General features: G+C 59.5%; 26 protein-coding genes. 15 read left to right on the forward strand and 11 right to left on the reverse strand.

The genetic code is table 11. The features are described from left to right. Positions 1-45 precede the first annotated feature (45 nt). On the forward strand, positions 46-816 hold the full coding sequence (gene hisF, locus FX982_RS08945) for an imidazole glycerol phosphate synthase subunit HisF (protein ID WP_122534017.1): 771 nt from the start codon (positions 46-48) through the stop codon (positions 814-816). A gap of 204 nt (positions 817-1,020) precedes the next feature. Further along, complete coding sequence (locus FX982_RS08950) at positions 1,021-1,776, forward strand: substrate-binding periplasmic protein (protein ID WP_172610383.1); 756 nt, start codon at positions 1,021-1,023, stop codon at positions 1,774-1,776. 15 nt (positions 1,777-1,791) lie between these two features. On the opposite strand, the gene FX982_RS08955 is transcribed toward FX982_RS08950, so the two are convergent. The 4 genes from FX982_RS08955 to gpmI all read right to left on the reverse strand — a co-directional run bounded on the left by FX982_RS08955 (position 1,792) and on the right by gpmI (position 6,952). Continuing rightward, positions 1,792-2,592 carry a divergent polysaccharide deacetylase family protein gene (locus FX982_RS08955; RefSeq protein WP_172610384.1) on the reverse strand — a complete coding sequence of 267 codons (801 nt, stop codon included), beginning with the start codon at positions 2,590-2,592 and terminating at the stop codon, positions 1,792-1,794. A 1-nt stretch (position 2,593) separates the two neighbouring features. Then, entirely contained in the window at positions 2,594-3,925 is a 1,332-nt protein-coding gene (locus tag FX982_RS08960; protein ID WP_172610385.1) for a S41 family peptidase, read from the reverse strand. 30 nt (positions 3,926-3,955) lie between these two features. Continuing rightward, positions 3,956-5,278 (reverse strand): murein hydrolase activator EnvC family protein, encoded by a 1,323-nt coding sequence (locus FX982_RS08965; RefSeq protein WP_172610386.1) that lies wholly within the window; start codon positions 5,276-5,278, stop codon positions 3,956-3,958. Between the two features lie 138 nt (positions 5,279-5,416). Beyond that, positions 5,417-6,952 carry a 2,3-bisphosphoglycerate-independent phosphoglycerate mutase gene (gene gpmI / locus FX982_RS08970; RefSeq protein ID WP_172610387.1) on the reverse strand — a complete coding sequence of 512 codons (1,536 nt, stop codon included), beginning with the start codon at positions 6,950-6,952 and terminating at the stop codon, positions 5,417-5,419. A gap of 161 nt (positions 6,953-7,113) precedes the next feature. On the opposite strand from gpmI, the gene FX982_RS08975 reads away from it, so the two are divergent. The 3 genes from FX982_RS08975 (at position 7,114) to secB (ending at position 8,354) form a co-directional block, all read left to right on the forward strand. Continuing rightward, entirely contained in the window at positions 7,114-7,527 is a 414-nt protein-coding gene (locus FX982_RS08975; RefSeq protein ID WP_122534010.1) for a rhodanese-like domain-containing protein, read from the forward strand. A 1-nt stretch (position 7,528) separates the two neighbouring features. Next, the gene (gene grxC / locus FX982_RS08980) at positions 7,529-7,783 is read left to right on the forward strand and encodes a glutaredoxin 3 (protein WP_065987377.1); all 255 of its coding nucleotides are present in this window, start codon (positions 7,529-7,531) and stop codon (positions 7,781-7,783) included. A 76-nt stretch (positions 7,784-7,859) separates the two neighbouring features. Next, positions 7,860-8,354: a protein-export chaperone SecB gene (gene secB / locus FX982_RS08985; RefSeq protein WP_065987376.1), complete on the forward strand. Its 495-nt coding sequence runs from the start codon at positions 7,860-7,862 to the stop codon at positions 8,352-8,354. Between the two features lie 76 nt (positions 8,355-8,430). On the opposite strand, the gene FX982_RS08990 is transcribed toward secB, so the two are convergent. Continuing rightward, positions 8,431-8,886, reverse strand: a complete 456-nt coding sequence (locus tag FX982_RS08990; protein ID WP_037016260.1) for a tRNA (cytidine(34)-2'-O)-methyltransferase — start codon at positions 8,884-8,886, stop codon at positions 8,431-8,433. On the opposite strand from FX982_RS08990, the gene FX982_RS08995 reads away from it, so the two are divergent. Further along, the gene (locus FX982_RS08995) at positions 8,885-9,325 is read left to right on the forward strand and encodes a hypothetical protein (RefSeq protein WP_122534007.1); all 441 of its coding nucleotides are present in this window, start codon (positions 8,885-8,887) and stop codon (positions 9,323-9,325) included. The two genes, FX982_RS08990 and FX982_RS08995, sit on opposite strands and share 2 nt — an antisense overlap. A gap of 362 nt (positions 9,326-9,687) precedes the next feature. Here FX982_RS08995 and tauD read toward each other — a convergent pair whose 3' ends face one another. The 4 genes from tauD to tauA form a co-directional block, all read right to left on the reverse strand. Beyond that, a complete protein-coding gene (tauD, locus tag FX982_RS09000) occupies positions 9,688-10,521 on the reverse strand; it encodes a taurine dioxygenase (protein WP_172610388.1) in 834 nt (277 codons plus the stop codon). 55 nt (positions 10,522-10,576) lie between these two features. Continuing rightward, a complete protein-coding gene (gene tauC, locus FX982_RS09005; RefSeq protein ID WP_172610389.1) occupies positions 10,577-11,422 on the reverse strand; it encodes a taurine ABC transporter permease TauC in 846 nt (281 codons plus the stop codon). Next, on the reverse strand, positions 11,419-12,210 hold the full coding sequence (gene tauB, locus FX982_RS09010; protein WP_172610390.1) for a taurine ABC transporter ATP-binding subunit: 792 nt from the start codon (positions 12,208-12,210) through the stop codon (positions 11,419-11,421). Before tauB ends, tauC begins: the two co-directional genes overlap by 4 nt. A gap of 79 nt (positions 12,211-12,289) precedes the next feature. Further along, positions 12,290-13,267: a taurine ABC transporter substrate-binding protein gene (tauA, locus tag FX982_RS09015; protein ID WP_172610391.1), complete on the reverse strand. Its 978-nt coding sequence runs from the start codon at positions 13,265-13,267 to the stop codon at positions 12,290-12,292. A gap of 795 nt (positions 13,268-14,062) precedes the next feature. Between tauA and FX982_RS09020 the strand changes: the two genes are divergently transcribed. The 6 genes from FX982_RS09020 to FX982_RS09045 all read left to right on the forward strand — a co-directional run bounded on the left by FX982_RS09020 (position 14,063) and on the right by FX982_RS09045 (position 19,499). Continuing rightward, the gene (locus tag FX982_RS09020; protein WP_172610392.1) at positions 14,063-15,439 is read left to right on the forward strand and encodes an OprD family porin; all 1,377 of its coding nucleotides are present in this window, start codon (positions 14,063-14,065) and stop codon (positions 15,437-15,439) included. Between the two features lie 142 nt (positions 15,440-15,581). Further along, entirely contained in the window at positions 15,582-16,220 is a 639-nt protein-coding gene (locus FX982_RS09025; RefSeq protein WP_172610393.1) for a peroxiredoxin, read from the forward strand. 426 nt (positions 16,221-16,646) lie between these two features. Continuing rightward, the gene (locus tag FX982_RS09030; RefSeq protein WP_172610394.1) at positions 16,647-17,612 is read left to right on the forward strand and encodes a sulfonate ABC transporter substrate-binding protein; all 966 of its coding nucleotides are present in this window, start codon (positions 16,647-16,649) and stop codon (positions 17,610-17,612) included. A 26-nt stretch (positions 17,613-17,638) separates the two neighbouring features. Beyond that, a complete protein-coding gene (gene ssuC, locus FX982_RS09035; protein WP_122533999.1) occupies positions 17,639-18,427 on the forward strand; it encodes an aliphatic sulfonate ABC transporter permease SsuC in 789 nt (262 codons plus the stop codon). Further along, positions 18,424-19,233 (forward strand): aliphatic sulfonates ABC transporter ATP-binding protein, encoded by an 810-nt coding sequence (gene ssuB, locus FX982_RS09040; protein WP_172610395.1) that lies wholly within the window; start codon positions 18,424-18,426, stop codon positions 19,231-19,233. The genes ssuC and ssuB overlap by 4 nt, the downstream gene beginning before the upstream one ends. 50 nt (positions 19,234-19,283) lie before the next feature. Next, positions 19,284-19,499: a TOBE domain-containing protein gene (locus tag FX982_RS09045; protein ID WP_037016233.1), complete on the forward strand. Its 216-nt coding sequence runs from the start codon at positions 19,284-19,286 to the stop codon at positions 19,497-19,499. 256 nt (positions 19,500-19,755) lie between these two features. Here the strand turns inward: FX982_RS09045 and FX982_RS09050 are convergent, their stop codons facing one another. Both FX982_RS09050 and FX982_RS09055 read right to left on the reverse strand, forming a co-directional pair. Continuing rightward, complete coding sequence (locus FX982_RS09050; RefSeq protein ID WP_172610396.1) at positions 19,756-20,394, reverse strand: TetR/AcrR family transcriptional regulator; 639 nt, start codon at positions 20,392-20,394, stop codon at positions 19,756-19,758. A gap of 107 nt (positions 20,395-20,501) precedes the next feature. Then, a complete protein-coding gene (locus FX982_RS09055) occupies positions 20,502-21,878 on the reverse strand; it encodes a glutamine synthetase family protein (RefSeq protein WP_037016229.1) in 1,377 nt (458 codons plus the stop codon). 650 nt (positions 21,879-22,528) lie between these two features. On the opposite strand from FX982_RS09055, the gene FX982_RS09060 reads away from it, so the two are divergent. The 3 genes from FX982_RS09060 to FX982_RS09070 all read left to right on the forward strand — a co-directional run bounded on the left by FX982_RS09060 (position 22,529) and on the right by FX982_RS09070 (position 26,514). Beyond that, positions 22,529-23,887: a glutamine synthetase family protein gene (locus tag FX982_RS09060; protein WP_037016227.1), complete on the forward strand. Its 1,359-nt coding sequence runs from the start codon at positions 22,529-22,531 to the stop codon at positions 23,885-23,887. A gap of 92 nt (positions 23,888-23,979) precedes the next feature. Continuing rightward, a complete protein-coding gene (locus FX982_RS09065; RefSeq protein WP_172610397.1) occupies positions 23,980-25,344 on the forward strand; it encodes an aspartate aminotransferase family protein in 1,365 nt (454 codons plus the stop codon). A gap of 72 nt (positions 25,345-25,416) precedes the next feature. After that, the gene (locus FX982_RS09070; RefSeq protein ID WP_122533996.1) at positions 25,417-26,514 is read left to right on the forward strand and encodes a polyamine ABC transporter substrate-binding protein; all 1,098 of its coding nucleotides are present in this window, start codon (positions 25,417-25,419) and stop codon (positions 26,512-26,514) included. The last annotated feature ends 124 nt before the right edge of the window (positions 26,515-26,638 follow it).

A 26,638-nucleotide genomic window follows, 5' to 3' on the forward strand; every position in this document is an offset into this window, starting at 1 on the left:
TTGTGATGTTGGGCAGATTCCCAACCGTTTTCGGAGAACCGGCCCATGGCCCTCGCCAAACGCATCATCCCTTGCCTCGACGTCGACAACGGCCGTGTGGTCAAGGGCGTGAAGTTCGAGAACATCCGCGACGCCGGTGATCCGGTCGAGATCGCCCGTCGTTATGACGAGCAGGGTGCCGACGAGATTACCTTCCTCGACATCACCGCCAGCGTCGATGGCCGCGACACCACGCTGCATACGGTCGAGCGCATGGCCAGTCAGGTGTTCATCCCGTTAACCGTTGGCGGCGGCGTGCGCACGGTGCAGGACATTCGCAATTTGCTCAACGCCGGTGCCGACAAGGTGTCGATCAACACCGCTGCGGTGTTCAACCCCGAGTTCGTTGGTGAAGCCGCTGCCCGTTTCGGTTCGCAGTGCATCGTCGTGGCCATTGATGCCAAACGGGTTTCGCTGCCCGGCGAAGCGCCACGCTGGGAAATCTTCACCCACGGCGGTCGCAAGCCAACCGGCCTGGACGCAGTGATGTGGGCCAAAAAGATGGAAGACCTTGGCGCCGGCGAGATCCTGCTCACCAGCATGGATCAGGACGGGATGAAAAACGGCTTCGATCTCGGCGTGACCCGTGCCATCAGTGATGCGCTGGGCATCCCGGTCATTGCTTCGGGCGGCGTCGGCAATCTTGAGCACCTGGCGGCCGGCGTGCTGGAAGGTCACGCCAGCGCCGTGCTGGCGGCGAGTATTTTCCACTTTGGCGAATACACCGTGCCTGAGGCCAAGGCGTACATGGCGGCGCAAGGGATCGTGGTTCGCTGAGCCTGGGGCCGCTCAGTCCTTGATGCTTGAGGGCTGAGTCTCCATGAGCCGGCTCACTCCGCAGGGCGGTGCTCGCATTGCGCCGAAGTGGTCTGGCGCGTCGTGGCGAACCTGCTCTGAAGACGAGCGTGCCGGTCGTCGAACTGGACTTTGCTGATCGTTAGCGGCACTCTCTTGCCGTCGTCAGGATCAGGGGCCAGGGATATGTTCAAAGGTGTTTTTCTTGCACTGATCAGCGTCGCGATAATGCTGTCAGGAGCGGCCCGGGCCGACGATACGCCGGCCTATTCAATGGTCCTGCTGACCGAAAACTTCCCGCCTTACAACATGGCTACCGACGGCAAGAATTTCGCCCAGGAAGCCAACATCAAGGGCATCGCCGTCGAGGTAGTGCGCGAGACTTTCAAGCGCGCCGGTGTCGGCTACAACATGACCTTGCGCTTTCCTTGGGATCGCATCTACAAACTGGCGCTGGAAAATCCCGGTTACGGCGTGTTCGTGACTGCGCGGTTGCCCGAGCGCGAAAAACGCTTCAAGTGGGTCGGACCAATCGGCCCGGACGACTGGATTCTGCTGGCGCGCGCTGACAGCCCGATCCAGCTGAGCACCCTTGAGGCTGCACGGTCTTACCGAATCGGTGCCTACAAGGGCGACGCTATTGCCGTGGAGCTGGCGCGTCAGGGTATGAACCCGATCACGGTGCTCAGCGATAAAGACAACGCCAGGAAGCTGGTCGACGGCCAGCTCGATCTGTGGGCCACTGGCGATCCGGCGGGGCGCTATCTGGCGCGGCAGGAGGGCATCACAGGGTTGAAAACCGTGCTGCGTTTCAACAGCGCCGAACTGTTTCTGGCATTGAACAAAGACACCCCGGACGCCGTGGTCCAACGGCTGCAGCGCGCGCTCGATCATCTGCGCAAAGAAGGCGTGGTCGATTCGATTTTCGCCAAATATCTCTAGCGAAGCAGTGCCGGCCTAGCGATAACGCCCGTTCTTTCCGTGGCCGGCCATCGCCTCATTTCCGCGCTCAGTGACCATGTGGCGGATCTCGATCAGCTCTATACCTTGGGATTTAAGCTTGGGCAGCTCGCGCTCAAGCACATCGAGCGTCACCGGATAGGGATGGCCGATCATCACGGCCGAGCCTTGCTTGTGAGCGAGCTTGATCGCTGTCTGAAGCTGGCCGCTGATGGCCTCGGCGGTGCGCTCGTCGTCGAGAAAAACATCGCGGGACACACTGGCCAGCCCAATCTTCTGCGCTTCAGCCGCCGCAACGGTTTTGGCGCTGGTGCGGCTGTCGACCAGAAACAAATGACGGCGCTGCAACTCGCCTACCAACCAGCTCATGGCCACCGGCTCGGCCGTCATGCGGCTGCCCATGTGGTTGTTGATGCCAGCGGCGTAGGGGACTTTCAGCAGCGCGGCGTTCAGACGCGATTCGAGTTCGGGCAGCGGCAGTTCCGGATGCCAGGCGTACGGCCCGGTCGCTGGGTCCATGGGCATGTGCAGCATGACCGTCTTGCCAGCCTTGTGCGCCTGACGGGCAAAGTCCGTTGCGTGGGGCGTGTCAGGCATGATCGCCAGCGTCACGGGGCCGGGCAGGGCCAGCGCGCGGCTGTCCCGTTCAGGGTTTTGTCCGAGATCGTCGATGATCAGGCTGAGATAAGCGACCTTCGGCGCTTTGCCTGCGGTCGCTGAGGATTCAACGGGCGCTGCACGTGCAGCCCCCGTGGTGACGGCAAGGGCGCAGACCAGGCCGGTTAGCCAGACGCGCATCTCAATTGCCGCGCGTGACGCTCAAACCCTTGAGCAAGCTGAGGGCCTGGTTCATCTGGTAGTCATCGTCCTGCGGACGCGCCTTGCCAGCCTTGGCCTTGGTGGTCGGTTTGTCCGCGCCGCCGTTGCCATTGCCCAAGTGACCGAGCAGATCGGCCTCTTTGTAGTTGTCGCCATCGGCTTCGGCCGTGAGCTTGGCGCGTTTCACTTCGATGTCCGGATTGATGCCCTGGGCCTGAATCGAGCGGCCGTTCGGCGTGTAGTACAGGGCCGTGGTGATCTTCAGTGCGCGGTCGTTGGCCAGCGGCAGAACAGTCTGCACCGAGCCTTTGCCGAACGTATCGGTGCCCATCAGGATGCCGCGCTTCTGGTCTTGCAAGGCGCCGGCAACGATTTCCGACGCCGAGGCGCTGCCGCCGTTGATCAGCACTACCAGAGGCACGCCTTCGCTGGCGTCAGCCGGGTCTGCCGAGAAGCGCAGTTCCGAGTTGGCAATGCGGCCTTTGGTGTAAACGATCAGGCCCTTGGTCAGGAAGTGGTCAGCCACCTCGACCGCCGACTGCAACACACCGCCCGGGTTGTTGCGCAGGTCTAGGATCAGGCCGCTCATCTTCTTGCCGTTGTCCTTACGGAGCTTGGCCAGTGCCTTGCCGACTTCCTCACCGGTCTTGACCTGGAACTGGGTGATGCGGATGTAACCGTAACCCGGCTCCAGCATCTGCGCCTTCACGCTTTTGACCTGAATGGTTGCGCGGGCCAACGTCACATCGAATGGAGTGCCGCCGTCACGCACCAGCGTCAGGGTGATTTTCTCGCCGATCTTGCCGCGCATTTTGTCCACGGCTTCCTGCATCGTCTGGCCCTGGGTCGGCGTGCCGTTGATTTTGACGATCAGGTCACCCGCTTCGATGCCAGCTTTGGACGCAGGGGTGTCATCGATGGGGGAGACGACTTTTACAAAGCCGTCTTCGACGCCCACTTCGATACCCAGCCCGCCGAACTCGCCACTGGTGCTTTCCTGCAGCTCCTGGAAATCTTCCGGGCCCAGGTAAGCGGAGTGCGGATCAAGGTTGCTGAGCATGCCTTTGATAGCGTTTTCCAGCAGGGTCTTGTCATCCACGGGCTCGACATACGCGGCTTTGATCCGGTCCATGACCTCGGCGAAGGTGCGCAGCTCGTCGAGCGGCAGCGGCGCCTTGATGTTCGCGGCGTTGGCGGGCGCAGTGGCGGCAGGCGCAGCAGCAGGGGCGGCGCCGGCAGCCTGGGCCAGAGGAGCGCCGATAACCACGGCGATAGTCAGGGCCAGCGAGGTGAGGCGGGACGAAAACAGCATGTCTTACGAACTCCTGAGTGAGGTGTCGACTTATCCTTGAGTGCGACACCATTGGGCCGGATCACTAGGGCGACCCTGCTGACGAATAGCGAAATACAACGCCGGAGTGTCCTGACCGCCACCGCTGTTACCAACAGTAGAGATCGCGTCTCCGGCTTTTACGACGTCCCCGGCCTCTTTCAACAGGCTCTGGTTGTGACCGTACAAACTCAAATAACCATTGCCGTGGTCGAGAATGACCAGAAGCCCGGCGCCGCGCAACCAGTCGGCGAAGACCACCCGACCACCGTGCACCGCCCGGACCTGGCTGCCTGCAGCTGCACTGATCATCACGCCATCCCACTTGGTGCGCTCGTCATCGCCACGGCTTTCACCGAATCGCGCCAACAATCGACCATCGACGGGCCAAGGAAGTTTTCCCCTTGCTTGCTCAAAAGCGCCGCCGTACGACTGACCGGCACTGGAAACTATCGCGCCGGGCGCTTTGATCGGACGACGCGGGGCCACATCGCTGTCGTCCTTCGCATCGTCTTTGGCCCGGTTCTTCGCCAGCGCTTCTTGCTCGCGCTGACGTTTTTCGGCTTCCTGCTGCGCGAGCAATGCCTTCTGGCGAGCCTCTTCGGCTTCGCGAGCCTGGCGGGCGAGGGTTTCTTCGATGGTCTTGAGAACCTTGGTCAGGTCGGCCTGATCCTGCTGCCGCGACTGAAGCTTCTGGTCGCGAACCTTGTAATCCTGATTCAGCTTGGCCAGTGCTACCTGACGTTCCTGGCGAACGGTATCGAGCTGGGCTTTCTGGTCATCCAGCGAACTCTTCTGCACGAGGAGCTGCGCTTGCTGCAGGTCGATGTCTTTCTCGACGCCGGCCAGCTGGTGCAAGGTTTCATTGAAGTTGCGCAACTGCTCCAGGCGGGCCTGGCTCAGGTAATCGTAATAGGTGAGGGTGCGGGCGAATTTTTCGGGGTTCTGCTGATTGAGCAGCAGTTTGAGGTATTCCTGGCGGCCGCTCTGGTAGGCAGCGCGGGCTTGAATTGCGATCAGTCGTTGCTGTTCAACCCGTGCGCTCTGGAGTTTTTTTTTCTCCTGGTCGAGCCGTTGCAGCTCGCTTTCAGTCTTTTTTAGTTCTTTTTGCAGGGCCTCCACCTGCTTTTCCAGCTTGCCCATTTGAGTTTCAGTAGAGCGCAGGTCTTTCTGGACGCCGGATTTTTCTTCCTGCAACTGGCTTAGCGCTTTTTTCAGTTCGGTGATGTCCTGACGCGTGGCATCCAGCTGTTTCTGCGTCTGTGCGCGATCATCGTCGGCGAAGGCCGGATTGAGCAGACAAATCAAGGCGAGGGTGATCAGGGCGCGAAGCATGAGGTTGGGCGACACCAGGAGTAAAGACCGGCCTAGTATGCCCGGCGGTGGCTTCAAAAAAAACGCTCGGACGACGTGGCCGTCAGACATTTCATACAAAACCGGCCCGTCAGCGACTGGCGGACCGGTTCGTGGGGCTTACTTGGCGACCAGAATCGGCGTGCCGGTCATTTCTTGCGGGATTTCCATGCCAAGCAGCATCAGCATGGTCGGCGCCACGTCTGCCAATACACCGCCTTCACGCACCTTCAGGTCACGCTTGCCTACATAAACGAAAGGCACCGGCTCTGTGGTGTGGGCGGTGTGGGGCTGGTGGGTCTCCTCGTTGGTCATCTGTTCGACGTTACCGTGGTCGGCCGTGATCAGCGCTTCGCCGCCGACTTTTTCCAGCGCCTGGGTGATGCGGCCAACGCAGACGTCCAGGCACTCAACGGCCTTGACCGCTGCTTCCATGATCCCGCTGTGGCCGACCATGTCGCCGTTGGCGTAGTTGACGACGATCACGTCGTAACGCTGATGCTCGATGGCGTCGACGATTCGGTCGGTGACTTCCGGCGCGCTCATTTCCGGCTGCAGGTCGTAAGTGGCCACTTTTGGTGAAGGGATCAGGATGCGCTCTTCGCCGGGGAAGGGTTCTTCACGGCCGCCGGAGAAGAAGAACGTCACGTGGGCGTACTTTTCGGTTTCGGCGATGCGCAGCTGCGTCTTGCCGTTGTTCGAGAGGTATTCACCCAGCACGTTGTGCAGGCCGGCTTTTTCGAACGCCGCCGGCGCGTCGATGGTGGCTGCGTACTTGGTCAGCGTGACGAAACCGGCCAGTCTGGCCTGACGCCGACGGGCAAAGTCCGCGAAATCGTCTTCGACGAACACGCGAGTCAGTTCGCGGGCACGGTCGGAACGGAAGTTCATGAACACCACCGCGTCGCCGTCTTCGACTGTCACCGGCGCGCCGATGCTGGTGGCTTTGACGAATTCGTCGTTCTCGCCGCGCTCATAAGCGGCGTCCAGCGCGGCCTTGGCGTTGTCGGCGTGGAATTCCGAGGTGCCGTCAACGATCAGGTTGTAGGCGGATTCGACACGGTCCCAGCGATTGTCGCGGTCCATGGCGAAGTAACGGCCGATGATCGTGGCGGTGCGCCCTTTGCCCACGCGCGCGTAGGCCGTTTCCATGGTCTGCAGGTATTGATGGGCACTGCGCGGTGGCGTGTCGCGGCCATCGAGGAAGGCGTGCAGGTAAATCTTGTCGGCGCCACGCTTGGCGGCCAGCTCGACCATCGCCACCAGGTGATCTTCATGGCTGTGAACGCCGCCGTCGGACAGCAGGCCAAGGATGTGCACGGCCTTGCCAGCGCCTACGGCCTTGTCGACCGCTGTACAGATAGCCGGGTTCTCGAAGAACTCACCGTCGCGGATCGCTTTGGTCACGCGGGTGAAATCCTGATACACCACGCGGCCGGCGCCCAGGTTCATGTGGCCGACTTCGGAATTGCCCATCTGCCCGTCAGGCAGACCGACATCCATGCCGGACCCGGAGATCAAGCCGTTTGGCATGGTCTGGTACAAGCGATCGAAGACCGGCATCTTCGCTGCGTAGACCGCATTGCCGTGGTGGCTGTCGCTGTGACCGAAGCCGTCAAGGATGATCAGAACCAGAGGTTTAGGCGTGGTAGTCATGAATCCCACTCTTGGCTAATAGGTGAAGTAGAAAAAAGATCGACAGTTTAGGGACAAGTTCAAATCAGCAACAAGCTAAACGACGTCACTGCCGTACGGGCTTTGGCCCACCTTGGGGGCTGTGTATACTGGCCGACATTTTAACGCCCTGGAACCCGATGATGGTTGCTCACCTGATTGAATTTGCCACGAATCACTATTTGCTGACGGGTGCTTTCGTCATCCTGCTGGGCCTGCTGATCGCAACCGAGCTTAGCAAAGGCGGCCGCAGCCTGAGCACTGGCGAATTGACCGCTTTGGTTAACCGCGATGAAGCCGTTGTCATCGATGTCCGCGCCAAAAAAGACTTCACCGCCGGCCACATCGTCGGCGCCGTGAATTTCCCCCAGGACAAAATCCTGACCCGCACGGCGGAGCTCGAGAAATTCAAGCCTAAAACCCTGATCATCGTCGACGCCGCTGGCCAGCACGCCGGCCATACCGCCCGCGAACTGCTAAAGGTGGGCTTCAATGCCGCCAAGCTGTCCGGTGGTATTTCGTCGTGGCGCGGTGACAACCTGCCGTTGGTGAAGTGACATGACCGACGTCGTCGTCTACTCCAGCGATTACTGCCCTTATTGCTCCCGCGCCAAGTCGCTGCTGGCGGGCAAGGGCGTCGGCTTCCAAGAGATCAAGGTCGACGGCAAGCCACAGATTCGCGCTGAAATGACCAAAAAATCCGGGCGTACCTCGGTTCCGCAGATCTGGATCGGCTCGGTCCATGTTGGCGGTTGCGATGACCTGTTCGCCCTGGAACGCGCCGGCAAGCTGGATAAGCTGCTGAGCGCCTGAATTCGAGCCGGGATGTGGAACCAATGGTTTGTTGCACAGCCCGGAAGCCTACAAGACCTCAATGCAAGGATTTGAGATGACTGATCAACCGAATAACGGCGCCATTTCCAACGAAGAAGAAGCACCGCAGTTTTCCCTGCAACGCATCTATGTTCGCGACCTGTCGTTCGAAGCGCCAAAAAGCCCGGCGATCTTCCGTCAGGAATGGACCCCGAGCGTCAGCCTGGACCTGAACACCCGCCAGAAGCAGCTGGAAAATGACTTTTACGAAGTCGTGCTGACCCTGTCGGTCGAAGTGAAGAACGGCGAAGAAATCGCCTTCATCGCTGAAGTCCAGCAAGCCGGTATCTTCCTGATCAAGGGCCTGGATGCCAGCTCGATGAGCCACACCTTGGGCGCGTTCTGCCCGAACATCCTCTTCCCGTATGCTCGCGAAACCATCGACAGCCTGGTTGTCCGTGGTTCGTTCCCTGCGCTGATGCTGGCCCCGGTGAACTTCGACGCCCTGTACGCGCAAGAACTGCAACGCATGCAGGAAAGCGGCGAAACGCCAACGCCTACCGTTCAGTAAGCGCTGTCGCTGCAATAAAAAAGCGCCCGTGATGGGCGCTTTTTTGTGGGCGGCATTCGACGGTGCTGCGGGTTGGCTACTTGAACCCCAACTGCCGCCAGCCCTCATACACTGCCACTGCGACAGTATTCGAGAGATTCAGGCTGCGGCAGCCTTCGCGCATGGGCAGGCGCAGGCGTTGGTCGCTCGACAGCGGATCCAGCACCTCCGGCGGCAGGCCCCGGCTTTCCGGGCCGAAGAGGAAGGCATCACCCTCCTCGAATTGCGCATCGTGAAAAACCCGCGAGCCCTTTGTGGTAAAAGCAAACAGCCGCGGGTGGCCGATGCTTTCAAGGCAGCTCGGCAGGTCGGCGTGACGATGCAGCGTGGCGTATTCGTGGTAATCAAGGCCGGCTCGACGCAGGCGCTTGTCATCCAGCTCGAAACCCAGCGGCTCGATCAAATGCAGGCTGCAGCCGCTGTTGGCGCAGAGCCTGATGATGTTGCCGGTATTCGGCGGAATTTCTGGTTGAAAAAGGATCACGTGAAACATGCACGGCTCCGAACGAAAGGACGGGATGCATTCTACCCCTGAAGAAGACCCCAGGCCGAAGCTATGGCCCAAGTTTCTGGGCTCGGTGGCGATTGTTGGTGTGATGGTCGGGCTGATGATCGGCCGCGTGACGACCCCGGACCCCATCCAGCTGCAAACCATTGAAGTGCTGCCTAACGGCGTTGCCGTGTGGTTCAACCGCGAGCCGCAGCTTCATGGTGAACACATCGATGGCGCGGTGGCGTTGCTGTTCAACGCCCAGGGTCAGGCGCAGAAAGGCGAATTGAAGCTCAACGGCAAAGATGTGCGCTGGAGGGTGCAACGAAGTGATAAGGGGTTGTTGCTGAACTTGCTGGCGGCCCGTCCTCTGCACGGCGACTGGCGCGGTGCAACCCAGGACGGGCGCTGGAGACTGGAGGTCAGTCTCCGGGAGGAATAAAAGAGGGGAATCCCCGGCCTGCCTGTACCAAGGTCCCCAAAACTGGTGATGTATAACCTACTGCAGCGTGCGTGCCAGTTTTGGGAAATGTCCGTAGGAATATTCGTAATGTCCTGCAGGAGACGGGTTTAGGGCCTTTTATGCCGAGCCATTTCACTGTCGGCACCGAGCTGAGGTTCGAATCGGCTTTCGGACTTGGCCGTTTAGTGAGCGTTTTTGCACGCTATTCGCGCATTTATCCGTGCTAAGTAACCAAAGTGATGCACGCCCTAAAGCGGCGACAAGTCTACGGCACACCTACCGGCTTCTTCCCGGCTGAAGCCGGTCCTACTAAAAGCATCAGCGCGCTTGCTGGCGTCCTGTTAAAACGGCGCATCACCCAGAATCGTCGCGCGGTGCATCACTCGGCGCTGCGGCCGGTAATCGTCGACCGCGTAATGCTGAGTCACGCGGTTGTCCCACATGGCTACATCGTTCGCCTGCCAACGCCAGCGCAGGGTGAACTCCGGTCGCGTGCCGTGGGCGAACAGCAATTTCAAAATGGCCTCACTCTCGGCCGCTTCCAGCTCATTGATCCGCGTGGTGAAACCCTCGTTGACGAACAACGCTTTGCGGCCGCTAACCGGGTGCGTGCGAATCACCGGGTGCGACAGCGGCGGGTTTTTGCGGCGGGTCTCCTCCCAACGCGCGAGGTCTTCAGCCGTATTGCCAAAGCGCTCCAGCGGGAATGACCGGGTGAAGTCATGGGTCGCGGTGAGGCCATCGAGCAACATCTGCATCGGCCGGGACAGCGCCTCGAACGCAGCGATGCCGCTCGCCCACAACGTATCCCCACCGTAAGCCGGCACCTGCTTGGCGCTAAGCACCGCACCCAGCGCAGGGGTCGGCAGAAAGGTGACATCGGTGTGCCAGATGGCGTTGTCGCGCACGTCGGTGACCGCCGTATCGAGGATCAGCACTTCAGGCTGTTCCGGCACGTTGGGGTATATCGGGTGAATGTGCAGGTCACCAAAATGGGCGGCGAATCGCGCCTGTTGCTGCGGCGTGATCGGCTGATCCCGGAAAAACAGCACCTGATGATCAAGCAGCGCCCGTTCAATGACGTTGCGTTGCTCACCGGTCAGGTCGAGGCTGAGGTCAACGCCGCTGATCTGTGCGCCCAATGCCGGGCTGAGCGGGTGGATGTCGATGCTCATGGTGTTCTCGTGTATTAGGCGCCGAGGTGTCGGCGTAGTCAGTAAGGTCCGGGATTCAATGGTTCTGGCCGTGCCAGGGCACGAGCTTGCGTTGCAGCGCGCGCAGGCCCATCTCCAGCGCGAAGGCGATCAGCGCGATGACCAGAATTCCCAGCACCACCACGTCGGTCACCAGAAACTGCGCAGCGGACTGAACCATGAAGCCCAGGCCACTGGTGGCGGCAATCAACTCGGCCGCCACCAGCGTCGACCAACCCACGCCGAGGCCGATACGCACGCCGGTGAGAATGTCGGGCAGGGCGCTGGGCAGGATGACGTGGCGGATGAGCTGCCAGCGGCTGGCGCCAAGGGATTGAGCCGCGCGCAGTTTCGTCTTGTCGACCGTGCGCACGCCTGTCGCAGTGGCAATCGCAACGGGCGCGAAGATCGCCAGATAAATCAGCAGGACCTTGGAGAACTCGCCAATGCCGCACCAGATCACGATCAACGGCAGGTAGGCCAGCGGCGGCACCGGGCGGTAGAACTCGATCAGCGGGTCGAAAATCCCACGCGCGATGCGGTTATGACCGATGGCAATACCAATGGGAATGGCCGTCAGCACGGCGAAGAACAGCGCCAGTCCGATGCGTTGCAAACTCGCCCCCAAGTGCTGCCACAGCGTGGAGTCCATGTAGCCCTTGGTCATCAACAGCCAGGCTTTTTCAAGCACAGCGGCAGGCGGCGGAAGAAATAGCGGTTCGACCCACTCAAGGGCTGTGACCAGCCACCAGCTCCCCAGCAAAACGGCGAGGGTCAGCACGCTGATGGCGCGCGTGCTCACATAGAAAGAAGAGGGCTGGCGCGGTGCTGTTTGCACTGGCGCGCGAGTGAGGGCGGGCTCTGGCGACTGATAAAGACTCATGCCCGTTGCTCCCGAATGCTTTGCCGCTGGGAAAAGACTCGAGCCAACACGTGCTCGCGGGTTTCGATGAAGCGAGGGTCGGACTTGATGGCTCTGGCCGATTCACCTGCGCTGTAACGCTGACCGAAGTCGAGCTTCAGGTGCTCGACGATCTGACCAGGGTTCGGCGCAAGCAGAATCAGATCGGTCGACAGGAACACCGCTTCTTCAATGTCGTGGGTGATCAGGAAGACCGGCTTGGCGCTGCGTTGCCACACCTGCAGCAGCAGCTCTTGCATCTGTTCACGGGTAAAGGCGTCCAGCGCGCCGAAAGGCTCGTCCATCAGCAGCACCCGCGGATCGGCCGCCAGCGCTCGGGCGAGGCCCACCCGTTGCTTCTGCCCGCCGGACAATTCCCAGATACGCCGCTTCTCGAAACCGGCGAGATCGACCAACGTCAGCATGTCCCGCGCTTTCGTCTCACGTTTGTCCCGGGGCACACCCGCCAGCTCAAGTCCGAATGCCACATTGGTCAACACGTCCTGCCAGGGCAGCAAAGCGTCATCCTGAAACACCACGCCGCGCTCGGCGCTGGGCCCGTTAACCGGTGCGCCATCAAGGGTGATGCGGCCTGCGCTGGGGGCGACGAACCCGGCAATCAGGTTCAACAACGAAGTCTTGCCGCTGCCGGATGGGCCCAGGGCAACCAGCAGCTGCTGCGGACCGAGGGTCAGGGAAATATCCGACAGCACCGGTTCGGCCGCACCGGGATACTGTGCGCTAATGCGCTCCAGCTGTAACAAAGCCATGGCGTGGACTCCGCGTTAATAGATGTGCGCGAGCGGCAGGGCCGTCGAAGCCGGCGCGGTATCGGGTGGACGTTTTCGTTTACGGGGTGACGAACTTCGCGCTCACGTAAGGGGTGTAATCAGCTAGCACTGCGTCGACCTTGCCCTGTTCCTTGAGGAACGCGGCGGTCTTGGTGATGGCGTCGGTGGTCGGCGCGCCCAGTTCAGTTACCTGATCGGCCGCCAGCGGGTAGACGTTGCCCTGCAACAGGCCGGGGATGTCGCCAGGTTTGGCGCCGGACAACTTCACCAGCTTGTCGACGTTGCTGGCGTCGGCCAGCCAGGCCGCTGGATCCTTGCGGTACGCGGCGTAGGCGTCGAGGGTGGTTTTGGCGAAGGCTTTGACGATTTCCGGGTGTTTGTCAGCGAAGTCCTTGCGCACGATCCACGCATCAAAGGTCGGCGCGCCGACTTTCGCCAGCTCGCCCGACGTGATCAGCACTTTGCCGGTCTCCTTGGCCACGCCGAGCGCCGGGTCCCAGACGTAAGTGGCGTCGATGTCGCCGCGCTTCCATGCTGCCGCAATGGCCGGTGGGGCGAGATTGAGGATGGTCACTTTCGCCGGATCAATCTTCCAGTACTTCAGGGCCGCCAGCAGGCTGTAGTGGCCGGTGGACACAAACGGCACGGCGATCTTTTTGCCGATCAGATCCTGTGGGCCATTGATACCGGAGCCATTACGCGCAACCAGCGCCTCGGCAGCGCCGATCTGGGTGGCGATCAGAAAGGTTTCCACCGGTACTTTGCGCGTTGCCGCCGCTGTGAGAGGGCTCGAGCCGAGATAGCCGATCTGTACATCACCGGACGCGATCGCCGTGATCACGTCCGCGCCGTTATCGAATTTGCGCCATGAAATCTTCGAGCCCGTCGCCTTTTCATAGGCGCCATCGGCCTGAGCGACTTTTGCCGGGTCCACGGTGGTCTGGTAGGCGACGGTGAAGTCAGCGGCCTGGGCGAAGAGCACGGAGCCGGCCAAGGACAAGGCCGCCAGAGCGCGTAAAGGGTTGAGCAGTTTCATGGTGAGGCTCCGTGGAAAGGCAGATCGCCTTCGAATGCCGCAGAGCGTAAATGATCTAAGAAAATCGAAATAAATAACCTTTTGGAATTTCCTTAGCGCTAATTTCTTTCTGTGCGTGCTCAACAGCCTATGAGCCCAGAACAAAAAGCACTGTTCCGCTAGACAGTTCATCTAAACGTCACAATTTGTAAATACGATCGCGACGCCCGCTAAACGATGTCTCCGCAGGGATGGCGCATTTTTAACAGGCTGATGTGGGATGACTGCACGGTTGAGGCGACGAGTTTAACGGGGGCGTTGTCGCGAATGAGCTTTTCGCCCTGCGTCGTTCGGAAACAGACGAAAGGCAGAGTGACAACTGCAATGAATGCGGCTAGCGGCGAAGAAATCTCATGTATTTCAGCAGGTTGGAGCGGCAATTCTCACCTGGTTTCGCAGGCTGACCGTGACTTGCCGGTCAAGTTCCTGTTGTATGACCCGCCCAAACCTATCGATCTGACGAACGGCACTGAAATATGTTTTGGGAATTAGGGATTAGGGCCGATACACTCCGCAACGGACGGCTGAAACGGCTTGTGACATATAACTGCTTGGCATAAAAGCAGGTCTAACAAGTCTTTTTCGGTTTAAAGGATCTACCTTACCTTGCAGCCAGCTGTAACGCGGTCTAGTCAATTAGTCTTGGGGCCATTGACTCGCCGAGTCAGGTCCGGCGCTAATCGCGCATCCTCGGTTTTGAGCCTTAGGCTCGGGCCCGGGAACTACAAAAATTAGATTCACGAGGAGCGATACACAATGAAGAAGTCCACCCTGGCCTTGGCCGTATACGCAGGTGTCTTGGCTACTCAGGCTGGTGCAGCCGGTTTCCTGGATGACAGCAAAGCGACACTCAGTTCCCGTACGTTGTACTTCGAACAAGATCCGCGTGAGAACCGTAACGCTAGCGGTACTCTCAAAGGTCAGGATCAGCGTCAGACCACCCAGGGTTTCCTGTTCAACTTCATCTCGGGCTACACCCCGGGTACCGTTGGTTTCGGTCTCGACGTTCAAGGCATGTACGGCATCAACTTGAGCGGTGGTATCGACAACCGTGCCGTCGACGGCAGCACTGCGAACACCGTCTCTCCGACATCCACTGACGGTACGCCGGTGGCTGACTGGGCGCGTGCCGGTGCGAACGCCAAGGTCAAGCTGTCGAAGACCGAGCTGAAAGTGGGTAACGCCCTACAGCCTAACCTGCCAATCCTCGTATCGAACGACGGTCGTCTGCTGCCGCAAACCTTCGAGGGTGGCATCGTCACGTCCAAGGAAATCGACGGCCTGACGCTGACAGCGGGTAAATTGACCAAGGCTGCCGGTCGTGCGTCCACCAACTACGATGACCTGTCTCTGGGTGGTGGTACCAAAGGTTCCAATAACTTCCAGTTCGCTGGCGGCGATTACAAGGTCACAAAAGACCTGACCGTTCAGTACTACTACGCCAACCTGGAAGATTATTACAAGCAACAGTTCCTCGGCCTGGTACACGTCCTGCCGATCGCCGAAGACCAGTCGTTCAAGACTGACCTGCGCTACTTCCACAGCACCTCCGATGGCAAGAACGGCCAAACCGCCAACACCGGTTACAAGTTCAACAACAACGGCTACAGCGACAACGGTGAAGTCGACAACAACACCTGGACCGCGATGTTCACCTACACCCTGGGTGGCAACGCATTCCTGTTGGGCTACCAGTCTGTCAGTGACGACGGCGCCATGCCGATCATCAACAACGGCAGCGTCGTCGATAGCCGCGGCCGCAACGAAGGCGAAGGCGGTAACAGCGTTTACCTGTTCACCGACAGCATGATCACCAACTTCACCCGCACCGGTGAGAAGACCAAGTTCGGTCAGTACTCGTACGACTTTGCACGTCTGGGCGTTCCAGGTTTGAAAGCGGCCGTTGCTTACCTGAAGGGCGACCAGATTCGCCTGCAGAATGCTGCGCTGGGTCGTGGTTCGGAGTGGGAACGTGACATGCGTATCGACTACGTGTTCCAGGACGGCTTCATGAAAGGCTTCGGCGTGACCCTCCGTCGTGCCAGCCTGCGTTCTGATTCCGATCTGTACGCTAGCCAGCAAGACACCGACCAGACCCGTCTGGTCCTCAACTACACCTACGCCTTCAAATAAGCGTGATGTGTTGAAAAGAGCCCCGCTTCGGCGGGGCTTTTTTATGCCTGAAACAATGCCACTCAGCACGAATCGTTCCTTTTGCTTTCAGATGCTGGCATGCACAGTAAACCGATGAATCATCACCAAGGAGCACCAACGTATGGGCCTTAAACTCGGCGACATTGCACCCGACTTCGAACAGGACTCCAGCGAAGGACCGATCAGGTTTCACGAATGGCTGGATGGCAAATGGGCGGTGTTGTTCTCGCACCCCGCCGACTTCACGCCTGTCTGCACCACCGAACTGGGCTTCACCGCAAAACTGAAAGACGAATTCGACAAGCGCAACGTCAAGGCGATTGCCCTGTCCGTGGACTCGGCCGAATCCCACACCAAGTGGATCGGCGACATCAACACCACACAGAACACCCTTGTGAACTTCCCGATCCTGGCAGACGAAGATCGCAAGGTTTCCGAGCTCTATGACCTGATTCACCCCAATGCCAGCGAAACCCTGACGGTCCGCTCGCTGTTCGTGATCGATCCGAACAAGAAGGTCCGCCTGACGATCACCTACCCGGCCAGCACTGGGCGTAACTTCCACGAGATCCTCCGGGTGATCGATTCCTTGCAGCTGACCGACAACTATAAAGTCGCGACGCCGGCGAACTGGAAGGATGGCGAAGACGTCGTCATCGTGCCGTCGATCAAGGACGAAGCAGAGATCAAAGAGCGCTTCCCTAAAGGCTATACCGCCGTTACCCCTTACCTGCGCCTGACGCCACAGCCGAACCGCTGATACACCCGTTTCAACCATGACATTCGGGCCGATTTATCGGCCCTTTTTTTGTGCTGTAAACGCTGAACATGTTTTAGGTTTACGAGGGTTCTGACACAGCGCTATCGCACAGCCAACACAGCCCATGTGGGAGTGAGCTTGCTCACGAATGCTGTATTCCAGCCGCCGCAAATTTCAGTGCATATATCGGCCGATTCGCGAGCAAGCCCGCTCCCATAAGTTTGTTGTCTGCAAAAAGACAACGGATGTGCGTATATTCGTTTTGGTGCTAACCAAATGAATAAATATGATTTTAGAGAATAACTATCCCCTGTTATGGTCTCTCCGTCCTGGCGAGATCGCCGGCCATGAATCCCTTTCTGCCTTACTGGTCCGTCATCGGACAAGCAGGTGCCACCTCTTAGCTACACACCAAAGGAGCGTGCCATGGGCACCGTTATTTTGCGTCGAGGCCTGGTCGCTCTGTTTGCTGCGGCGGTTTCCTTCGGCGCCCTTACTCAGGCCCAGGCCGATACCTTGCGCATCGGTTACCAGAAATACGGCACGCTGGTGCTGCTCAAGGCAAAAGGCTCGCTCGAGAAGAAGCTCGCCGATCAAGGCGTCCAGGTCCAGTGGACCGAATTTCCCGGTGGCCCGCAGTTGCTTGAAGGCCTGAACGTGGGCTCGATCGACTTCGGTGTGACGGGCGAAACCCCACCCGTGTTCGCCCAGGCCGCCGGCGCTGATCTCGTGTACGTCGCCTCCGAGCCGCCTGCGCCCACCAGCGAAGCGATTCTGGTGCCCAAGGATTCGCCGATTAGTTCGGTCAAAGACCTCAAAGGCAAGAAAGTCGTCCTTAACAAAGGCTCCAACGTGCACTACCTGTTGGTGCGGGCACTGGAAGATGCTGGCCTGAAGTACACCGATATCCAGACCGTGTTCCTGCCACCGGCCGATGCCCGTGCAGCCTTCGAGCGCGGCAGCGTCGATGCCTGGGTGATCTGGGATCCGTACCAGGCCGCCGCCGAGCAGCAGCTGCAGGCCAAAACCCTGCGCGACGGCACAGGCATCGTCGACAACAATCAGTTCTACCTGGCGACCAAACCCTATGCGCAGCAGCATCCCAAGGTGATCCAGACCCTGGTTGAAGAAGTGCGCGCCGTCGGCGAATGGTCCAAGGCCAACCCGGAGGAGGTCACCAAGCAGGTCGCGCCGCTGCTCGGCCTGCCGGAAGACATCACGCGCACGGCGGTGAAACGTCAGGGCTATGGCGCCTCGTTCATCACGCCCGAAACCGTCGCCGCGCAGCAGAAAATCGCCGACACCTTCTACCAGCTCAAGCTGATCCCTAAACCGTTGCGCATCGCTGATGTGATCTGGACGCCACCTGCTGCTGTCGCGAAAGCCCAGTAAGCCCGGCATTGGAAGGAGACAACTCCATGAGCGTGGAAAGAATTACCCACAGACTGGCGCCCTGGTTGCTACCGGTCCTGCTGCTGGCGATATGGCAACTGGCGGTCAGCGCGGGCTGGCTGTCTACCCGCATTCTGCCAGCCCCGAGCGCAGTGATTGAGGCCGGCGTCACGCTGGTGCGCAGCGGCGAAATCTGGACCCATCTGGCAATCAGTGGCTGGCGTGCCGGGATCGGCTTCGCCATCGGCGGAGGGATCGGTCTGGCGCTCGGCTTCATCACCGGGCTGTCGAAATGGGGCGAACGCCTGCTCGACAGCTCTGTGCAGATGATCCGCAACGTGCCGCATCTGGCGCTGATTCCGCTGGTCATCCTGTGGTTCGGCATCGACGAGACCGCGAAGATATTTCTGGTCGCGCTGGGCACGCTGTTCCCGATTTACCTGAACACGTATCACGGCATTCGCAATATCGATCCGGCGCTGGTGGAAATGTCCCGCAGCTACGGCTTGAGCGGCTTCGGACTGTTCCGCCACGTGATTTTGCCGGGCGCGATGCCTTCGATTCTGGTCGGCGTGCGGTTTGCGCTGGGCTTCATGTGGTTGACGCTGATCGTTGCGGAAACCATCTCGGCCAGCTCCGGCATCGGGTATCTGGCGATGAATGCTCGGGAGTTTCTGCAGACCGACGTCGTGGTACTGGCGATCGTCCTCTACGCCGTACTCGGCAAACTGGCAGACCTCGCGGCGCGTGGTCTGGAACGGGTCTGCCTGCGTTGGCACCCGGCGTATCAAGTGGCTAAAGGTGGCGCGCAATGAGCAATCTCCAACAACCGGCAAACCTCTTGCGCGGGATCCCCTTGCAGGTCCGCAAGCTGAAGAAGACCTTCGGCTCGCGGGAAGTCTTGAAAGATATCGATCTGCACATCCCGGCCGGCCAGTTCGTGGCGGTCGTGGGCCGAAGCGGCTGCGGCAAGAGCACGTTACTGCGCCTGCTGGCGGGCCTTGATCAGCCGTCGAGCGGCCAACTGCTCGCCGGTAACGGCTCGCTGGCGGATGCGCGCGAAGACACGCGACTGATGTTCCAGGAAGCGCGTTTGCTGCCCTGGAAAAAGATCATCGACAACGTCGGCCTTGGCCTCAGCGGCGACTGGCGTGGCAAAGCGCTGGAAGCGTTGGAAGCCGTGGGTCTGGCCGAGCGCGCCAATGAATGGCCGGCGGCATTATCAGGTGGTCAGAAACAACGTGTGGCGCTGGCGCGTGCGCTGATTCATCAGCCGCGCCTGTTGCTGCTCGACGAGCCCCTTGGCGCGTTGGATGCCTTGACCCGAATCGAGATGCAGCAACTGATTGAGAACCTGTGGAAGAAGCACGGCTTCACCGTATTGCTGGTAACCCACGACGTCAGCGAGGCAGTCGCTATAGCCGACCGGGTCTTGCTGATCGAAGAGGGCCGCATCGGGCTTGATTTACAGGTGGATCTGGCCCGTCCGAGGGCGCGCGGCTCCTACCGACTCGCCGCGCTGGAAACCGAAGTGCTCAACCGCGTGTTGTCGCTACCAGGCAATCCGCCCGACCCCGAACCGACTTCACCGCTGCCCACGCAACTGCGTTGGGCCAACTAACTCCAGAGGCAATCTTGCCCCGGAGCTGATCTCACTAAGGAAGCCTTACCATGACTATCAAAGCCATCAACGTGCGTAACCAGTTCAAAGGCACTATCAAGGAAATCGTCACCGGCGACGTGCTGTCCGAGATCGACGTGCAGACCGCGTCGGGCGTCGTCACTTCCGTTATCACCACTCGCTCCGTCAAAGAGCTGGAGCTGGTGGTCGGCAGCGAAGTGATCGCGTTCGTGAAGTCCACCGAGGTCTCGATCGCCAAGTTGTGATCGATGCTGGATCCCAAGCGATCTCCCACAACTCCAGCGTCTGACTCGGGCCTCGGGCTGATCGAGGACTTGTGGGAGTGAGCTTGCTCACGAATGCGGTGGGTCAGTAATAGTTAGGCTGTCTGACAGAATGCTTTCGCGAGCAAGGTGGAGCGCCACCCCGGTCGCTCCCACAGGTTTAGCGTCTGACTCGGGCTTCGGGCTGGTCGAGGACTTGTGGGAGTGACCGGGGTGGCGCCCCCACAACTGACCTGCATTATTGCTCGATTAACCGCTTCGGCAAATACGGCGGCAGGTACAACCCCAGATACGCATCAAACACACGCAACCCTTCCTCGGCCATGCGCGGGGTAATCGCGTGGTGCAATTGCACCGAGCGCGCGTACACCCGATCCGCAAGTTCCAGCGCCAGGGCAAACACCTCAACATCATCGGGCAGCGTCGGCAGTTGGAAATGCCGGGCGAACAGCGCGTGCATGAGGTTGCCCAGTTCAATGTCGTGTTGACGATCCGCCTGAGTGACTTCGGTCAAACCGTGTTGGGCGAGGATCAACTGCCGCGCGGCAGCGTCGTCGCTGTAGATCGCGAGCATGCGCGATTCCACTACGTGGGACAGGTCACGCCACTGATTTAACTGATCATGATCGATGGGCTGCTGCAGGCTTTCGCGAAAGGCTTCGTGAACATCGGCCGTGAGCGCTTCGAGCAGCGCGGGAACGCTGGCGAAGAAGTGATAGACCGAGGAAGGCGGGATCTCGGCCCGTTCGGCGACGCTGTAGATGGAGAGGCTGGCCACGCCGTCCGAGGCCAGCAGCGCACGGGCGGCATCAAGGATTGAGTCGATCCGCGCCTGGCTGCGTGCACGAGGTTTGCGGGGTGGGGCAAGGCGGGTCATCGGCGCTCTCTCGGTCGGTGGCGCAGGCATTCTACAGGCGCAGCCGAAAGAATGAAAAACGCCACCGATTCTCTCGAAAAGGTGGCGTTTTCTTGACCTTGCAGCCATCAAACCGTGTGCAAATACCAGTTGTATTCAAGGTCGGAGATGGAGTGCTCGAACTCCTCCAGCTCACTTTCCTTGCACGCAACGAAAATATCGATGTACTTCGGATCGATGTACTTGGCCATGACTTCGCTGTCGTCCAGCTCGCGCAGTGCATCACGCAAGTTGTTCGGCAGGCTTTGCTCGTTCTGCTCGTAGGAGTTGCCTTCCACGGGCGGACCGGGCTCGATTTTGTTGGTCAGACCGTGGTGAATACCTGCCAGTACCGATGCCATCAGCAGATACGGGTTCGCATCCGCACCGGCAACTCGGTGCTCGATACGCACCGAATCGGCGGTACCGGTCGGTACGCGTACGGCCACGGTCCGGTTATCCAGACCCCAGCACGGCGAGTTCGGAACGTAGAACTGAGCACCAAACCGGCGGTACGAATTGACGTTCGGGCAAAGGAACGCCATCTGCGCGGGTAGGGTCTCGAGCACACCGCCGATCGCATGACGCAATGCGGCGTTCTGCTCGGGATCCTCACTGGTGAAGATGTTTTTGCCATCACGATCCAGGATCGAAATGTGCACGTGCAGACCGTTACCTGCCTGGCCCGGATAAGGCTTGGCCATGAAGGTGGTGTCCATCTCATGGTCGTAGGCGATGTTCTTGATCAGGCGTTTGAGCAGCACCGCGTAATCACAGGCTTTCAGCGCGTCGGCAGTGTGGTGCAGGTTCACTTCGAACTGCGCCGGGGCACTTTCCTTGACGATCGCGTCGGCGGGAATGCCTTGCTCTTTTGCACCTTCCAGAATGTCCTGCAGGCAGTCGACGTACTCGTCCAGATCGTCGATCAGGTAGACCTGTGTCGAATGTGGACGTTTGCCGGAGATCGGTGAGCGCGGCGGTTGCGGACGACCGTTCACGTTTTCCTGATCGATCAGGTAGAACTCAAGCTCGAATGCAGCGCAGATGGTCAGGCCCATCTCGTCGAACTTGCTGACCACCTGGCGCAGCACTTCACGCGGATCCGCGAAGAAAGGCGTGCCTTCCAGCTCGTGCATGGTCATCAGGAGTTGTGCGGTAGGACGCTTCTGCCAGGGCTCATTGCAGAGAGTGTCGGGGATTGGATAGCAGATTCGGTCAGCGTCACCGATGTCCAGACCCAAACCGGTGCTTTCCACCGTCGAGCCGTTGATATCCAGTGCGAATAGGGAAGCTGGGAGGTTGATGCCTTTCTCGTAAACCTTATGAAGGCTGGTGCGTTCGATGCGCTTGCCGCGCACCACTCCATTCATATCTGCAATCAGAAGGTCAACGTATAGAACCTCAGGATGTTCCTTAAGGAACGCGTTCGCTTCGTTGAGCTGAACGGCACGCGGGGGTACCGACATGATGCAACACCTTTGTTGTTGAAAATATCAATCATCGAGCATTACGGGTTTCAGTCAATCCGAAAGGCCAGACGAAGTCAAGGGAGCCCTGATTTGCCCTAAAAGGGCGCCAAAAAGCCATTTTCGCCGCACTTTAGGGCAAATGTTAGGCACCTAACGTAATGCAAACTGCGGGTTTGAGCAGGGCGTGTTTTATTTTTTACGGGCGTGTTGTGGAAAAAAATGAACAACGCTAAGCTCGATTGCAACCCATAACAGCAATAATACCGGGGGTCTCATGTTTCGCCTTCCGCTGATCGGCCTCACCGCCTGCACTCAGCCATTCGGGCACCTGCTTTTCATACCACACGCGTTCAGTGTAGCGGCCCAGCCAGGGCGCCGTGCACTGCCCATGCCTCTGCGCGGCACCTCGACACCTTACTCTTTATCCACGCAGCGGTTCCAGCGGGCGCGTCTTTTGCTTCGGCTGTCGTACCCGGCCCCGGCTTTCTGCGGCATCTCCCGCCGCGCGTTTCGCACAAGCACGACTATCTTTGAGTCTTCCAGCATTTGGCGATGCCTCGATTCAAAATGCGACACCCTAATGCCAGCGCTTCAAAGAACGCCTGACCGCCATGACGGCGACCAGGAATTAAAACCCTGAGGTATTTATGAGTACCAACCTCGACCAGCTCACCGATTGGTTGAAAGAACACAGGATTACCGAAGTCGAATGCATGATCGCCGACCTCACCGGTATCACGCGGGGCAAGATTTCACCGACCAACAAGTTCATCGCTGAAAAAGGCATGCGCTTGCCGGAAAGCGTACTGCTCCAGACCGTGACGGGCGATTACGTCGAAGACGATATCTACTACGAATTGCTGGACCCTGCAGACATCGACATGTTCTGCCGTCCTGACCAGAGCGCGGTGTTTCTGGTGCCCTGGGCCATCGAGCCGACTGCGCAGGTGATTCACGACACCTACGACAAGCAAGGCAACCCCATCGAGCTGTCCCCGCGCAACGTCCTCAAGAAAGTCCTCAAGCTCTATGCCGATCAAGGCTGGCAACCGATTGTTGCGCCGGAGATGGAGTTCTATCTGACCAAGCGCAGCGACGACCCCGATTACCCGCTGCAGCCCCCGGTGGGGCGCTCAGGTCGTCCGGAAACCGGTCGTCAGTCGTTCTCCATCGAAGCCGCCAACGAATTCGACCCGCTGTTCGAAGACGTCTACGACTGGTGCGAACTGCAGAACCTCGACCTGGACACGCTGATTCACGAAGACGGCACCGCGCAGATGGAGATCAACTTCCGTCACGGCGATGCGCTTTCGCTGGCGGATCAGATTCTGGTGTTCAAGCGCACCATGCGCGAAGCGGCCCTCAAGCACGATGTGGCCGCGACCTTCATGGCCAAGCCCATGACCGGCGAGCCCGGCAGCGCCATGCACCTGCACCAGAGCATCATCGACATCGAGACCGGCAAGAACATCTTCTCCAATGAAGACGGCACGATGAGCCAGCTGTTCCTGCAACACATTGGTGGCCTGCAAAAGCTGATCCCCGAGCTGTTGCCGCTGTTCGCGCCCAACGTCAACTCGTTCCGCCGCTTCCTTCCGGACACCTCCGCGCCGGTGAACGTGGAGTGGGGCGAAGAAAACCGCACCGTTGGCCTGCGCGTACCGGATGCCGGTCCGCAGAACCGCCGCGTGGAAAACCGTCTGCCCGGCGCCGATGCCAATCCGTATCTGGCCATCGCCGCCAGCCTGTTGTGCGGTTTCATTGGCATGGTCGAGGGCCTCAACCCCAGCGCCCCTGTGGTCGGCCGTGGTTACGAGCGCCGCAACCTGCGCCTGCCGTTGACCATTGAAGACGCGCTGGAACGCATGGAAAACAGCAAGACGGTCGAAAAATACCTCGGCAAGAAATTCATCACCGGCTACGTCGCGGTCAAGCGCGCCGAGCACGAAAACTTCAAGCGTGTGATCAGTTCCTGGGAGCGGGAATTCCTGCTCTTTGCCGTCTGACGTCACGGGGCGTCGCCGGATCCGAGCCAGATCCGAGTGGATCACGAGCGGATCGACGGCGCCCCACACGCGATACCACAATGGAGTGATTCATGAGTTCCAACAACCCGCAAACCCGCGAATGGCAAGCCCTCAGCAGTGATCATCACCTGGCGCCGTTCAGCGATTTCAAGCAGTTGAAAGAGAAAGGCCCGCGCATCATCACCAACGCCAAGGGCGTGTACCTCTGGGACAGCGAAGGCAACAAAATCCTCGACGGCATGGCCGGGCTCTGGTGCGTCGCCATCGGTTATGGTCGTGAAGAGCTGGCCGACGCTGCCAGCAAGCAGATGCGCGAGCTGCCTTACTACAACCTGTTCTTCCAGACCGCTCACCCGCCGGCACTTCAATTGGCCAAAGCCATTTCCGACATTGCCCCCGAGGGCATGAACCACGTGTTCTTCACCGGTTCAGGCTCCGAAGGCAACGACACGGTGCTGCGCCTGGTTCGCCATTACTGGGCGATCAAAGGCCAGCCAAGCAAGAAAGTCATCATCAGCCGCGTCAACGGTTACCACGGTTCGACCGTCGCTGGCGCGAGCCTGGGCGGCATGACCTACATGCACGAGCAGGGCGATTTGCCGATTCCGGGCATCGTGCACATTCCGCAGCCGTACTGGTTCGGTGAAGGCGGCGACATGACGCCCGACGAGTTCGGCGTCTGGGCGGCCGAACAGCTGGAGAAGAAGATTCTAGAACTGGGCGTGGACAACGTCGGTGCGTTCATCGCCGAGCCGATTCAGGGCGCTGGCGGCGTGATCGTGCCGCCGGACACCTACTGGCCAAAGATCAAAGAGATCCTCGCCAAGTACGACATCCTCTTTGTGGCCGATGAAGTGATCTGTGGCTTTGGCCGTACCGGCGAATGGTTTGGCAGCGACTTCTACGACCTCAAGCCTGACCTCATGACCATTGCCAAGGGCCTGACTTCGGGCTACATCCCCATGGGTGGCGTCATCGTGCGCGACGAGGTGGTCAGGGTGCTGAACGAGGGCGGCGACTTCAACCACGGCTTTACCTACTCCGGGCACCCGGTGGCGGCAGCAGTGGGCCTGGAGAACATTCGCATTCTGAGCGAAGAAAAAATCGTCGAACGGGTGAAGTCCGAAACGGCACCCTATTTGCAAAAGCGTCTGCGCGAGCTGAGCGATCACCCGCTGGTGGGTGAAGTGCGGGGCGTCGGCATGCTGGGCGCAATCGAACTGGTGAAAGACAAGGCCACTCGCGAGCGTTATGTCGGCAAAGGCGCAGGCATGATTTGCCGCACTTTTTGCTTTAACAATGGCCTGATCATGCGGGCCGTGGGCGACACCATGATCATCTCGCCGCCGCTGGTGATTACCTTTGCCGAGATCGACGAGTTGATTGAAAAGGCGCGCAAGTGCCTGGACCTGACGCTTGAGTCATTGCAGGGCTGAATTTTTACCGGGAAATTGCCAGACTGTCCGCCGTCTAGACGCCGCTTACATAAAAACACTGGAGCCGTACGAATGAAGAAATTTGGCAAAACCCTCCTGGCCTTGTCCCTCATGGGCGCAGTGGCCGCCGCTGCACAGGCCGATGACAAAGTCCTGCACGTCTATAACTGGTCCGATTACATCGCACCAAACACCATCGCCGACTTCGAGAAAGAGTCGGGCATCAAAGTGGTCTACGACGTGTTCGACAGCAACGAGACCCTGGAAGCCAAGCTGCTGGCGGGGAAATCGGGTTACGACATCGTCGTTCCGTCGAACAACTTTTTGGCCAAGCAAATCAAAGCCGGCGTCTACCAGGAGCTGGACAAGTCCAAGCTGCCAAATTACAAAAACCTCGACCCTGCGCTGTTGAAAGCCGTGTCGATCAGCGACCCGGACAACAAGCACGCATTCCCGTACATGTGGGGCTCGATCGGCATCGGCTACAACGCTGAAAAAGTCAAAGCCGCTTTGGGCGCTGATGCACCGGTCAACTCGTGGGACCTGCTGTTCAAGCCGGAAAACGCTGCCAAGCTGAAGGGCTGCGGAATCAGCTTCCTCGACTCGCCAACCGAAATGCTGCCAGTGGCGCTGCATTACCTGGGCCTGCCGACCGACACTCAGAAGAAAGAGGACATCCAGAAGGCCGAGGATCTGTTCAAGAAGATTCGTCCTTCGATCACCTACTTCCACTCGTCCAAGTACATCTCGGACCTGGCCAACGGCAACATCTGCGTAGCCGTCGGTTACTCGGGTGACATCTATCAGGCCAAGGCGCGCGCTGAGGAAGCGGGCGGCAAGGTCAAAGTCAGCTACAACATTCCGAAAGAAGGTGCAGGCAGCTTCTACGACATGGTCGCCATCCCTAAAGATGCCGAAAACGTCGAAGGCGCTTACAAGTTCATGAACTTCCTCCTGCAACCGAAGGTGATGGCTGAAATTACCAACTCCGTTCACTTCCCGAACGGCAACAAGGCGGCAACCGAGTTCGTCGACAAGGACATTACCTCTGACCCGGGCGTATATCCGCCAGCAGACGTTCTGGCCAAGTTGTACGCGATCGCCGACTTGCCGGCGGCGACTCAACGCTTGATGACCCGCAGCTGGACCAACATCAAATCGGGTAAATAAGCCTGACCGGGTGGGGCGCTTGCCCCACCCACATCACCCGTCATGACACCCGCGTCACAAAAAGTTTTTTTGCGAGAAGGGTTTATCGAAGGTAAGTTGCGCGCCGGATGGGTCACAGGCAGTC

The organism is Pseudomonas graminis (assembly GCF_013201545.1).
Classification (GTDB): domain Bacteria; phylum Pseudomonadota; class Gammaproteobacteria; order Pseudomonadales; family Pseudomonadaceae; genus Aquipseudomonas.